The sequence below is a fragment of the Paraburkholderia dipogonis genome (assembly GCF_046027395.1).
GTDB lineage: Bacteria > Pseudomonadota > Gammaproteobacteria > Burkholderiales > Burkholderiaceae > Paraburkholderia > Paraburkholderia dipogonis_A.
The window spans coordinates 180,140-192,459 of record NZ_JAQQEG010000013.1; the positions used below are offsets into that span (position 1 = coordinate 180,140).

12 protein-coding genes are annotated in these 12,320 nt (G+C 64.7%); 7 read left to right on the top strand and 5 right to left on the bottom strand.

Annotated elements, in window-relative coordinates:
* Positions 1-96 precede the first annotated feature (96 nt).
* The 4 genes from pyk to PQR32_RS15560 all read right to left on the bottom strand — a co-directional run bounded on the left by pyk (position 97) and on the right by PQR32_RS15560 (position 4,526).
* Positions 97-1,533 (bottom strand): pyruvate kinase, encoded by a 1,437-nt coding sequence (pyk, locus tag PQR32_RS15545; RefSeq protein WP_408228156.1) that lies wholly within the window; start codon positions 1,531-1,533, stop codon positions 97-99.
* Between the two features lie 460 nt (positions 1,534-1,993).
* Positions 1,994-3,187, bottom strand: coding sequence for a phosphoglycerate kinase (locus PQR32_RS15550; protein ID WP_408228159.1), 1,194 nt, complete (start codon positions 3,185-3,187; stop codon positions 1,994-1,996).
* 272 nt (positions 3,188-3,459) lie between these two features.
* Positions 3,460-3,783 (bottom strand): AzlD domain-containing protein, encoded by a 324-nt coding sequence (locus PQR32_RS15555; RefSeq protein ID WP_310813994.1) that lies wholly within the window; start codon positions 3,781-3,783, stop codon positions 3,460-3,462.
* Positions 3,780-4,526: an AzlC family ABC transporter permease gene (locus PQR32_RS15560; protein WP_408228162.1), complete on the bottom strand. Its 747-nt coding sequence runs from the start codon at positions 4,524-4,526 to the stop codon at positions 3,780-3,782. The genes PQR32_RS15555 and PQR32_RS15560 overlap by 4 nt, the downstream gene beginning before the upstream one ends.
* A 312-nt stretch (positions 4,527-4,838) precedes the next feature.
* Between PQR32_RS15560 and PQR32_RS15565 the strand changes: the two genes are divergently transcribed.
* From PQR32_RS15565 to PQR32_RS15590, 6 genes are all read left to right on the top strand, one after another.
* Positions 4,839-5,762: a branched-chain amino acid transaminase gene (locus tag PQR32_RS15565; protein WP_408228165.1), complete on the top strand. Its 924-nt coding sequence runs from the start codon at positions 4,839-4,841 to the stop codon at positions 5,760-5,762.
* A 61-nt stretch (positions 5,763-5,823) separates the two neighbouring features.
* Positions 5,824-6,018, top strand: a complete 195-nt coding sequence (locus PQR32_RS15570; RefSeq protein ID WP_007180502.1) for a zinc-finger domain-containing protein — start codon at positions 5,824-5,826, stop codon at positions 6,016-6,018.
* Positions 6,019-6,369: 351 nt separating this feature from the next.
* Entirely contained in the window at positions 6,370-7,395 is a 1,026-nt protein-coding gene (gene waaF / locus PQR32_RS15575; protein WP_408228168.1) for a lipopolysaccharide heptosyltransferase II, read from the top strand.
* Between the two features lie 177 nt (positions 7,396-7,572).
* Positions 7,573-8,019: a nuclear transport factor 2 family protein gene (locus tag PQR32_RS15580; RefSeq protein WP_408181847.1), complete on the top strand. Its 447-nt coding sequence runs from the start codon at positions 7,573-7,575 to the stop codon at positions 8,017-8,019.
* Positions 8,020-8,058: 39 nt separating this feature from the next.
* Entirely contained in the window at positions 8,059-9,183 is a 1,125-nt protein-coding gene (locus tag PQR32_RS15585; RefSeq protein WP_408228171.1) for a YheT family hydrolase, read from the top strand.
* The gene (locus PQR32_RS15590) at positions 9,176-9,763 is read left to right on the top strand and encodes a DUF2946 family protein (protein ID WP_408228174.1); all 588 of its coding nucleotides are present in this window, start codon (positions 9,176-9,178) and stop codon (positions 9,761-9,763) included. The genes PQR32_RS15585 and PQR32_RS15590 overlap by 8 nt, the downstream gene beginning before the upstream one ends.
* 67 nt (positions 9,764-9,830) lie before the next feature.
* On the opposite strand, the gene PQR32_RS15595 is transcribed toward PQR32_RS15590, so the two are convergent.
* Complete coding sequence (locus PQR32_RS15595) at positions 9,831-11,540, bottom strand: M48 family metalloprotease (protein ID WP_408228177.1); 1,710 nt, start codon at positions 11,538-11,540, stop codon at positions 9,831-9,833.
* 258 nt (positions 11,541-11,798) lie between these two features.
* On the opposite strand from PQR32_RS15595, the gene moaC reads away from it, so the two are divergent.
* Positions 11,799-12,275, top strand: a complete 477-nt coding sequence (moaC, locus tag PQR32_RS15600; protein WP_408228179.1) for a cyclic pyranopterin monophosphate synthase MoaC — start codon at positions 11,799-11,801, stop codon at positions 12,273-12,275.
* Positions 12,276-12,320: the final 45 nt, after the last annotated feature.

Here is a 12,320-nt window from a genome sequence, read left to right on the forward strand (position 1 = left end):
ACTCCGGTCCGACGCAGAGCGTGCCGATCGAGCAGAGCGCATGTCGATCAGAGTTAGTGCTTCAGCGCTCACTCTGATCCCATGCACCACACGCGCTCAATACGGTTCGCCGACCCGCACGATCTTCAGCGTATTCGTGCCGCCCGCCTGACCCATCGGCTCGCCGACAGTCAGCACCACCATGTCGCCGCGCGACGCGTAGCCCTTGCTGACCACGGTCTCCAACGCCTGCTGCAACGCGGTGTCGCGGTCGGTGTTGGTGTCCAGATGCAGCGAAGTCACATTGCGGTACAGCGCCATGGCCCGCTCGCTGCCAACCCGCGGCGTGAGCGCGAAAATCGGCACGTGGGTCCAGTGACGCGACATCCACAGCGCGGTCGAGCCCGATTCGGTCAACGCCACGATCGCCTTCGCGCCGAGATGGAACGCCGTGAACAGCGCGCCCATCGCGATCGACTGGTCGATCCGCGTGAACGTGCGGTCGAGGAAATCCTTGTCCAGTTCCGACTGCTCCGATTTCTCGGCTTCGATACAGATCGCCGCCATGGTCTCGATGGTCTGCACCGGATACTTGCCCGCCGCCGATTCCGCCGACAGCATCACCGCGTCCGTACCGTCCAGCACCGCGTTGGCGACGTCCGACACTTCGGCACGGGTCGGCACCGGCGCGTGGATCATCGACTCCATCATCTGCGTGGCGGTGATCACGAACTTGTTCGATTCGCGCGCCATACGAATCATCCGCTTTTGCAGCGCGGGGACTGCGGCATTCCCCACTTCCACGGCCAAGTCACCGCGCGCGACCATGATGCCGTCAGATGCGTCGAGAATGCCTTGCAGCGCCGGAATGGCTTCCGCACGCTCGATTTTGGCGATCATCTTCGGCTTGATGCCAAACGGCGCGCCGGCGATGTTCGCCAGTTGGCGGGCCATTTCCATGTCGGTGGCATTCTTCGGGAACGATACCGCGACATAATCCACGCCGAGCGACATGGCGGTGCGGATGTCCTCCATGTCCTTGGCGGTCAGCGCGGGCGCGGACAGGCCGCCGCCCTGGCGGTTGATGCCCTTGTTGTTCGACAACTCGCCGCCGATCTTCACGACCGTGTGGATCTCATTGCCGATTACGCGCGAGACGTTCAGCACGATCAAGCCGTCGTTGAGCAACAGCACGTCGCCCGGTTTCAGGTCGCGCGGCAGGTCTTTGTAGTCCAGACCGGCGCGCTGCTCGTTGCCGAGTTCGCAGTCGGCGTCGAGCACAAACGGCTCACCGGCGACCAGCATGATCTTGCCGTTTTCAAATTTGCCGACCCGGATTTTCGGGCCTTGCAGGTCCGCCATGATGGCGACTTCGCGGCCGGCCTGGCGGGCCGCCTCGCGCACGAATTCGGCGCGCTGGCGGTGGTCGTCGGCGGTGCCGTGCGAGAAATTGAGCCGCACCACGTCCAGTCCTGCCTGAATCATTTGCAGCAGGATTTCCTGCGTATTGGAAGCCGGGCCGATGGTGGCGACAATCTTGGTGGCGCGATGCATGAGTCTCCTCGTCTGGGTGAGATCGCTGGAAAGAGCGCTGCGAGTCGGATGCGGAGGCTGCGCACCGAAGGATGCTGCCGGGGGCTGCGCGCCGGTTGAAACCAGCGTCGCTTTATTGAGTGAAGCGGTGTTCGAGACCAGCACGGGGGGTGCCGGTGGAGGGGCGAGTCCTTCGTCGGGGAGTTCTGCGGATGGCGAGGTGGTTTGCACAGCATCTGCGCTGGACAATTCCGCTGCCTCACCGGCAGTGGTCAACTCCGCGAGCGCGAGGGACGCCCCGGATTCTTCTTGCTGATGTTCGGCGCTAACTGGGCCGGTCGCGAATTCAACCGCGGACTCGAGCGCTGCCGGAGTGGCGGCGGAGCGCGCCGCGCGCTCCCCTGCCGATGCTGCTGCGGTGTTGCGCGGCTTGCCGCCGCGCGCTTTTGCAGACTTTGCCGTTGGGGAGCGCGTCACCACGTTAAGCCCGCGATTCCAGAACTTCGACGGCGGGCAACTTCTTGCCTTCGAGGAACTCGAGGAAGGCGCCGCCGCCTGTCGAGATGTAGCTGACCTTGTCGTGGATGCCGTACTTGGCGATCGCCGCGAGCGTGTCGCCGCCGCCGGCAATCGAGAACGCCGACGACTTGGCGATAGCGTCCGCCAGCGTCTTCGTGCCGTTGCCGAACTGGTCGAACTCGAACACGCCGACCGGACCGTTCCACACGATCGTGCCGGCCTTTTCCAGTTGCGCGGCGAGCACTTTGGCCGTTTCCGGTCCGATGTCGAGGATCATGTCGTCGTCCTGCACGTCGGCGACGGCCTTGACTTCGGCTTTGGCCGTCGGCGAAAACTCCTTGGCCGTGACCACGTCAGTCGGGATCGGCACCGAGGCGCCGCGCGCTTTCGCGGCGTCGATGATGGCTTTGGCTTCGTTCACCAGATCGGCTTCGGCAAGCGACTTGCCGATCTTCAGACCGGCGGCCAGCATGAACGTGTTGGCGATGCCGCCGCCCACGATCAGTTGATCGACCTTGTCGGCGAGCGACTTCAGAATGGTCAGCTTGGTGGACACCTTCGAGCCGGCGACGATCGCCACCAGCGGACGCTTCGGCGCGCCCAGCGCCTTGCCGAGCGCTTCGAGTTCGGCGGCCAGCAGCGGGCCGGCGCACGCCACGGGCGCGTATTTGGCGATGCCATGCGTGGTGGCTTCAGCGCGGTGCGCGGTGCCGAATGCGTCGTTCACGTAGATATCGCAGAGCTTCGCCATTTTCTGCGCGAGCTCGTCGGAATCCTTCTTTTCGCCCTTGTTGACGCGGCAGTTTTCCAGCAGCACGACCGCGCCCGGCGCGACGTTCACACCGTTTTCGACCCAGTTCGCCACCAGCGGCACGTCACGGCCGAGCAGTTCGGCCAGACGCTTCGCGACCGGCGCGAGCGAATCTTCCGGCTTGAAATCGCCTTCGGTTGGACGGCCCAGATGCGACGTGACCATCACGGCGGCGCCTGCATCGAGCGCGGCCTTGATGGCCGGCACGGAGGCGCGGATACGGGTGTCTTCGGTGATGTTGCCTTGATCGTCCTGCGGCACGTTCAGATCGGCGCGGATGAACACGCGTTTGCCGGATAGCTTGCCTTCGGCGATCAGATCGGAGAGACGCAATACCTTGTTCATGGGCGTGTGTGTGCGAGTTGATGAGAAGGCGGTGGCGGACGGACGCGCGGTACTCAAGCGCGGTGAACTCCAGCGCTCAGGCACGGCAGCGGCTCCACTGACTCGGGTGCCGGCGGCAGGGCCGCGGCCTGCGCGCCTTGCAGCGGCGCGCTCATCCCGGAAACAAGCATTTTAACTGATCCACACAGCGTTCTGACCCGCGACCGGGCGAATGTCCCGTATTTGGAGAATGCGACGCGGATACCGCAATGCAACATTTCGTGCTTCTTCATTCACATGAAGAGACGCAACAACGTGAACACGACCATTCCGACGACAATCGTGCCGAGCATGGTGCGCCGCCACAAAAACCACGCGAGACCCGACAGCGTGGCGTAGAACTCATGGTTCGACGGCGCGAACGACAGGCCGTCTGGCGTCGCCAGCACGTCCGGCAAAACTACTGCAGCGAGCGCGGCGGCCGGCGCATAACGCAGCATGCGCTGGACCCGTGCCGGCAAAACGGTGCGCTCGCCGCCGATTAGAAACATCGCGCGTGTCACGGCGGTGACGAAGGTCATGCCAAAAATGGCCAGCCAGATCTGGGTGGATGTCATCGGGAATCTCCGGCGCTGTTACGGATGCGGCGCAAGTCGGCGCGCTCGACCATCAGATCGGTGGCGCTGCCGGCGACGATCGCCGCGATCACCGCGAGCGGCAGCGCGAGCCGGTATGGCAGGTCGAAAGCGAGCAGCGACACCACGCCAGCGATGCTGACCGCGACCAGCGTGGAGCGCGTCGCGATCGCCGACACCATGATGGGCAGCAAGGCCAGCGTGCCCGCCAGCGCAAGGCCCCAGTTATCGGGAATCAGGCTCGCCAGCAAAATCCCGGCAATCGACGACACCTGCCACGACAGCCAGCTGCAAATCGCCATACCCCAGTAGTACGCCTCCTTGCCCGGCACATAGCCGGTCGGGAAGCTCTTCTTCTGGAACAGCAGATAGATCACGTCGCCATTGAAGTAGCCGAGCACGATGCGCCGCCACATCGACAGATAGGAAAAATGCGGCGCGAGGCCGACGCTGAAGATCACGAAACGCGTGTTGACCATCGCGGCGGTGAGCAGCACCGTCCAGATGGGCAGCTTGGCGGCGAGCAGCGGCAGCACGGCCAGTTGCGACGAACCGGCATAGCACAGCAGCGACATGGTGAGCGCCTGCGGCAACGCGAGCACCGATTTGCTCATGGCAATGCCGGTGACGAGGCCCCATGAGAAAATCGCCATCAGCGTGGGCGAATAGTCGCGCGCGCCTTCGCGGAAGGCACGGCGATCGATATCTGACAGGCGAGCGAGCATGGGGGCGAAACGCGGGCGCCCAAGGGCGCTGCAACGATGGGAAGTCGGCGCCAGGTCGTCAAGCACCCGCTGGCGCATTCGGATATGAATTATGCGTGCGCTGGATTATAGCGTCCGCAATGCGGCCAAATGCCCGTTCCGTGTGCAAAAGACGCTAAAATGACGGTCCTTGCACGCCCCGAAGGAAGTCCCCTTGGGCGACACCTCACTGGAAAACGCCGGGCCGCCCCCAGGTTTTCCTGCCCCGCCGGGGAGCCTGACGCGAAAGCGCAGGGTTTGAGGGCACTCATAACGCACCCGCTGGAGAATCGTATGTCAATGGCCGACCGCGACGGCAAGATCTGGATGGATGGCAAGCTCATCGACTGGCGCGATGCCAAGATCCACGTGCTCACCCACACGCTGCATTACGGCATGGGCGTCTTCGAGGGCGTGCGCGCCTACAAGACGGCGGACGGCGGCACCGCGATTTTCCGTCTGCAGGAACACACCAAGCGTCTGCTGAACTCGGCCAAGATCTTCCAGATGGACGTGCCTTTCGACCACGAAACGCTCGCTGCCGCGCAATGCGAAGTGGTCCGCGAAAACAAGCTCGAGTCCTGCTACCTGCGCCCGATCATCTGGGTCGGCTCGGAAAAGCTCGGCGTGTCGGCCAAGGGCAACACCATCCACGTGGCGATCGCCGCCTGGCCGTGGGGCGCTTACCTCGGTGAAGACGGCATCGCCAAGGGCATCCGCGTGAAGACCTCGTCGTTCACGCGCCACCACGTGAACGTGTCGATGGTCCGCGCCAAGGCGTCGGGCTGGTACGTGAACTCGATCCTCGCCAACCAGGAAGCCATCGCCGACGGTTACGACGAAGCGCTGCTGCTCGACGTGGACGGCTACGTGTCGGAAGGCTCGGGCGAGAACTTCTTCCTCGTGAACAACGGCAAGCTGTACACGCCGGACCTCGCGTCGTGCCTCGACGGCATCACGCGCGACACGGTCATCACGCTGGCGCGCGACGCGGGCATCCAGGTGATCGAAAAGCGCATCACGCGCGACGAGGTCTATACCTGCGACGAAGCGTTCTTCACCGGCACCGCCGCCGAAGTGACGCCCATTCGCGAACTCGACAACCGCACGATCGGCTCGGGCGCACGCGGCCCGATCACGGAGAAGCTGCAAGCGGGCTTCTTCGACATCGTGAACGGCAAGAGCGACAAGTACGCGAACTGGCTCACCAAGATTTAACGCGCGCTGCACCGGCTTTACCGGCGCACCGCACGCACCCTGCATACAACGAGAACGTCTCATGAGCGAAATCAAGGAAATGCCGCTGGTCGAACTGTCGGCAAAAGACCTGCCGGCGTACTGCCCGAATCCGGCCATGCCGCGCTGGAGCGCGCATCCGCGCGTCTTTATCGACGTCACGCACGGCGAAGCCAAGTGCCCATACTGCAGCACGCGTTACAAGCTGCGCGACGGCGAAGTCGTCAAGGGTCATTGAACACGGCACACTGAGCACTGATTGCTTGTGGCGCTGCTTGCCGGATCGGCTCGCCGCTTCGTGGCGGGTTGGGTTGCGCGGTTCGCTTCGTGATCGATTGCATGTTGCGCGGCCTGGCTTGTCGTTCGACGGACCAGTTGCGAGTGCGCAGCACACGGTGATCACGCCAACGCGAAAGCGAACGCGCAGCCCGGTCCGAATGCAAACACGTCACAGCAGGGCCGCCGCTGCGGCGTCTCCGGCCATGCCGGGAATGCGCCACGCGGCTTGCGGCTTTTCCCCTTTTACTTATCCGAATGCCCCGCGCAAGGCTTGTGCGGGGCTTCGTTTCGACACCGGACACTCACTCTGATGCGTCGCGCGTTGGTTATCGCACCGAACTGGATCGGTGACGCATTGATGGCGCAGCCGCTGTTTGCGCGCCTCGTGAAATTGCATCCGCGCATCGTCATCGACGCGGTCGCACCCTCGTGGGTTGCGCCCGTGCTCGAACGCATGCCGGAAATCCGCGACGTCTACGCCACCGATCTCGCGCACGGCAAGCTGCAAATGCTGCGCCGCTGGCAGCTGGCGAGCGACTTGCGCGACGTGGGCTACGACGCCGCCTACGTGCTGCCGAATTCGCTCAAGTCGGCGCTGATTCCGTGGATGGCGGGCATTCCCCTGCGCATCGGCTATACCGGCGAAAGCCGCTACGGTCTGTTGAACGTGCGTCACGCGAATCCGCGCAAGGACGAGCGCCCGCCGATGGTCGGCCAATACGCCGCCCTCGCCTACGCGCCCGGCGCCAAGGTGCCCGACGATCTGCCGATGCCGCGGCTCGACGCGGACCTGAACGAAGCGTCGCGCGTCTCCGCGCGCTTCAATCTCGACACGCGCGTACCACTGCTGGTGTTCTGTCCGGGCGCCGAATACGGCCCGGCCAAGCGCTGGCCGCCCGAACACTTTGCGTCGCTCGCGCAAATCGTCGGCCAGTCGTTCCCGTACACGCAGATCGTCGCGCTCGGTTCGCCAAAAGATGCGCCGCTCGCGCAGGCCATCGCCGAGCGAGCGCCGAACGTGCGCAATCTGTGCGGCCAGACCGCGCTGGGCGAGGCGTGCGCGCTGATCTCGCGCGCCAATGCGGTCGTCACCAACGACTCCGGCCTGATGCACGTGGCCGCCGCGCTGCGCCGGCCGCTCGTGGCCGTGTACGGTTCGACCGATCCGCGCCATACGCCGCCCTTGTCCGAGCTTGCGAAGGTACAATGGCTTCATCTCGAATGCAGCCCCTGTTTTGAGCGCGAGTGTCCGCTCGGTCATCTGAACTGCCTGAAGCAGTTGAGCGCCGAGCAGGTATTCGGTGATTTGCGCGGTATGTTGCTCGCGCAACGCTGAGCCCGCCGGCACCGCTGACACTTGCACGCAACACCGCACGCCCCTGAGCGCGTCGCGTCATGTTCGCGCCTTGCGGCGCGGGCATTCTGGCGCTCGGGTGCGATGGTCCGGTGCCCCGGACTGTCCCGCTGACCGCTGTCCCGCAACCGCGCGCCGCGCACAAGAGACTGACGAGCCATGCCACGTTTTGCCCATATCTTCGAAGCCGCCGCCGATACCCTCAACGCCTATTACCAGGCCGTCGCCGAGGTCAATATCGACAGCTTGATGGGTCTGTGGATCGATGAAGAGTTCGTGAGCTGCATCTGCGCCGACGGCTCCCACCTGCACGGCCTCGACAGCATTCGCGCCGGCTTGCAGATCCAGCTCGAAACCGCGCCGGTTTTTATCGAACCGCTCGATATCCGTGTCTACGACAGCCTCGGCACCGTGGTCTACGCGATTGCCGAAGCGCACCGGCCGGCTGACCCGAAAGCCACGCCCGCCATGGTGTTCACCACTTACGTGATGGTCCACGAACGCGGCGAATGGCGCATCGCGCACATTCACGCGAGTCCGATGCCTAACGAGGCCGCCAGCCAGTTCGCCACGAAGATGCGGCACGGCCAGGGGTCGCTGCACTGACGCGCGCCGCGCGTTTTACTTTTTTGTTTTGAAGCAGGCATGAGCACGCCCCGCAGGAAGTCCCTTTTGGGCACGACGCACGATCAATCCGCTCCGTCGGGCACGGCACGCGCCGCGGCCGCCGTCGAGGCGACTGTCGAAGCCACCGTCGAGTTGCTCTACCGTGCGCCGCTCTGGCTGCCGAACCGGCATGCGCAAACCATCGTTCCGTCGCTGTTCGCGCGCCGCCCCGCGGTCTCGTTTCGACGCGAGCGCTGGGACACGCCCGACGGCGATTTCATCGATCTGGACTGGGTGCAGCATGACGGCCAGCCTGGATCCGCGCTCACGCCCGGCGCTTCGCCTCACATTCCCGCCGACACCGCCCCGCTCTTCGTGCTGTTTCACGGCCTCGAAGGCAGCTCCGGCTCGCACTACGCTGCTTCGTTGATGGCGGCCGCGCGCGAATACGGCTGGCACGGCGTCGTGCCGCACTTTCGCAGTTGCAGCGGAGCGCTGAACCGGATGCCGCGCTTCTATCATCTCGCCGACAGCAACGAAGTCGATTGGGTGCTGCGGCGCCTGCGCGCCGCGCATCGCGGGCCGGTCGTGGCCGCCGGCGTGTCGCTCGGCGGCAACGTGCTGCTGCGCTGGCTGGGTGAACGGCGCGAGGATGCCGCGTCGGTGATCTCGGCCGCCGCGGCGATCTCGACGCCCATCGACGTGCATGCCGGCGGCCGCGCGTTGTCGCAGGGCTTCGGCCTCGTCTACACGCGCAGCTTCCTGAAGACGCTCAAGCAGAAGGCCGAACAGAAGCTGGTGCAGTTTCCTGGCCTGTTCGACCGAGATGCGATGCTGGCGAGCCGCACCATGTACGAGTTCGACAACGCGGTGACCGCGCCAGTGCACGGCTTTCGCGATACCGACGACTACTGGAGCACGGCGACCACGCGTCCGCTGCTGCCGCACATTCAGGTGCCGACGCTGGTGCTGAACGCGCGCAACGACCCGTTCCTGCCGGCTGAGGCGTTGCCGTCGCGGCATGAAGTGTCGGCGGCCGTGGAACTCGACCAACCCAAGCACGGCGGCCACGCCGGCTTTATGACCGGGCCGTTTCCGGGCCGCATCGACTGGCTGTCGCGGCGCGTGTTCGGCTATCTGGAGCGACACGTCGATCATGGATGACATCGTCAAGCAGGCCCTGGCCAAGTGGCCGAATGTACCGAGTTGCACTGGGTGGCTGATGCTGGATAGGCGCGGCAACTGGCGCATGCGCGACGAGGCCGCGCAGGCCAGCGGTTCGCCGGGCACGCCGATCCGCCATGAAGCGTTGCTCGGGTTCATCAACCGGAATTACGGCGCCGACGAGCGCGGACAGTGGTTTTTCCAGAACGGCCCGCAGCGCGTGTATGTCGAGTTGGGCTATACGCCGTGGGTGGTGAGGTTGTCAGCCGATGCGGATACCGATGCCGGCGGCACGCTTGTTTTGCAGGATCAAGCCGGCGGCGCGTTCGAGCCCGCAGCCGTGTTCGTGGATGAGGAAGGCGGGATTCTGTTTACCGATAGCGCGACGCCGCCGAGAATCGCGGTTTTGCATGACCACGATCTCGAGGTGTTCTCCGATCACGCAACGCTGGCGGACGACTCGATGAGCGGTGAGTTTCGCTGGAACAACCAGATTGTGTTGCCGCTGCAGGCTGTGCGGCGAGGCGATGTGGCTGCGCGGTTTAAATTTGTGCCGAGTCCGGCAGCCGCTGGCGCTTAAGCACTAGCCTGTGCACGGGCTGGTCGATCGAGGCCGGTTCGCAAACGAGCGAAACTGCAGGCAAGATCTAACTTTTCTCATCCAGCCGCTCCTCCTTGTAGCGGCTCTCCATCTCATGCAGCCTCGCGTCGACGGTCGCGAGGTCGTAGTAGCCAATTGTCTTCAGATCGCGCGCGTCCTTCAATTGCCGGATCGCCGAAGGCCACGCTCCCTCGAGTGCGAACTTCTCAGCCATCGCCCGATGCTGTGTCAACGCGTCGCCCGTGCCCGCGCTAGCCTGTGCCAGATACAGCCACCAGGCAGGCTGATCGGGCTGGGCAAGTGTCTCTTTTTGCGCAAGCGCCTGAGCATTGGCAAAGCGGTGCAAGGTCAGCAAGGTGCGGATATGCATGTCGATTGCGGCATTCGACTGCGGCCAGCGCTTCTGCGCCAGCTCCGCCAGACGCGCGGCCTCATCGTCGCGGCCGGCTCGCCGCGCGATGTCGGCGGCCAACACGTCGAGGCTCGGCGAACTGCGCGCCGTGCCGCCCTCGGCCTGCTCGCCCGTCGCGAACGCAGCGCGGGACGACGCCAGCGACGCCGCCGCGTCGTCGTAACGCTCGAGCAGCATCTGTCCGTACGCGATGCCGTACCAGTTCGCCGCCACGTTCACCGCCGTGCGGTCCTCGATCTCGGAGCGCAAGCGCGAAATCTCGTCGCCATACTCGCTGCGCGAGCGGTCCTGCAGCAGACGCGCCCGAGCCCGCACGAAACCATATTCGGCCGATTGATGGGGTTGCCGGTAAGGCGCGCGGCGCGCACGGTCCTCCATGTCGGCAATCCGTTCGCCGGTCAGCGGATGGGTGCGCGCATACGCCGGAATGCCCGTATCGCTCATCGCGGCACGATCGAGCCGGCCGAAGAAGGTTGTCATCGCGTAGGGATCGTAGCCGGCGCCGGCTAGCAGCAGAAAGCCGACGCGGTCGGCCTCGTGCTCCGCGGAACGCGAGAAACGCAACTGGTTGTCGACCGCATACGCCTGGCCGCCGATCGCAATCGCACTGCCCAGGTCGCCGCTATGCGCGAGCACGCCGGCGAGCACACCGAACAACAGCCCGGCGAGCGCCGCATAGGTGCTGCGTTCGCCGGTCGTGATCATGCGCGAAATGTGCCGCTGCAAGACGTGTCCCATTTCGTGCCCCAGGACCGATGCCAACTCGGACTCGGTCTGCGTGGCCACGATCAGACCGGTGTTCACGCCGATAAAACCGCCAGGCAGCGAGAAGGCGTTGATCTGCGGGTCGCGCACCGCGAACAGATCGAAGTCCGGACGATATCCGCCCAGGTAGAGCGCGCTCGCCGCCGCAGCAAGCTTCGCGGCGACCGAGTTCAGATAGTCGCGCACAAGCCAGTCGTCGAGATAGTCGGGGTCGCGGCGCAACTCGCGCATCACGCGCTCGCCGAGCTGGCGTTCGGCCTGCGGTGTAAGCGAACCGGAGCCACCGTTGCCGAGATCGGGTAATTGCTGCGTGACGATCGGCGTGCGCCAATTGGTATTCACGCCGGTATTGCCCGAGAAGCGGCTCTGCGCTCCACCGTAGACGCCGAACACGCCTTGCGCGATATCGGGCGGCACGAGCGGATCGGCGTAGGCATCGGCCGGGCCGCTGACCAACGGTGGTTCGGCGGGCAACGTGTTGAGCGCCATACTCGACACGCCGTGCGATTGCGCAAACGCGCCCGGCGGCGCCACCAGCGCGACAGACAACAACGCAGCAAGGAACCGTTTCGCACGCATCGCGAGGTCGATATGACGAAGTCGAAAAGCGACGCCCGCCGCTCGGACTAAGATAGCGGGCATAGGGCAATTGTAATCAGTCGTCGCGGAAATTCATGTGATTCGTGTCACAAGGATTTCGGCGTCCGGCCGATTGCCGCGCCGCCTGCGCCGACGGCGGGTGACGACGCGCGGCGCTTTGGTCCTCGTAACCGCAGTGCCGCCGCCGTGCGCCTTTGCCGCACTGCTATGATAGGCGCCCTCTGAAGGAGCCCAACCATGCCTGAACTCACTCACTTCGACGCCGCCGGCCAGGCGCATATGGTGGACGTCGGCGGCAAGCAGGAGACCAAGCGCATCGCGGTTGCGCGTGGCTCGATTCGCATGCTGCCGGAGACGTTCGCGCTGATTCGCGACGGCAACGCCAAGAAGGGCGACGTGATCGGCATTGCGCGGATTGCCGCGATTCAAGGTTCGAAGCGCACCGCCGATCTGATCCCGCTCTGCCATCCGCTCGCGCTGACGCGCGTCAAGGTGGATTTCGAACTCGATGACACGTTGCCGGGCGTGCATTGCACGGTGCAGGTTGAAACGCTGGGTCGAACGGGGGTGGAAATGGAAGCGCTGACTGCCGTGCAGGTCGGGCTACTGACCGTGTACGACATGTGCAAGGCGGTGGATCGCGGCATGACGATCACCGATGTGAAGGTGCTGGAGAAGCACGGCGGGAAATCGGGGGATTGGGTGGCGGGTTGACGACTGCGAACGTCATCGCCCCGCCCCACCTTTAAAGCTTTGAAT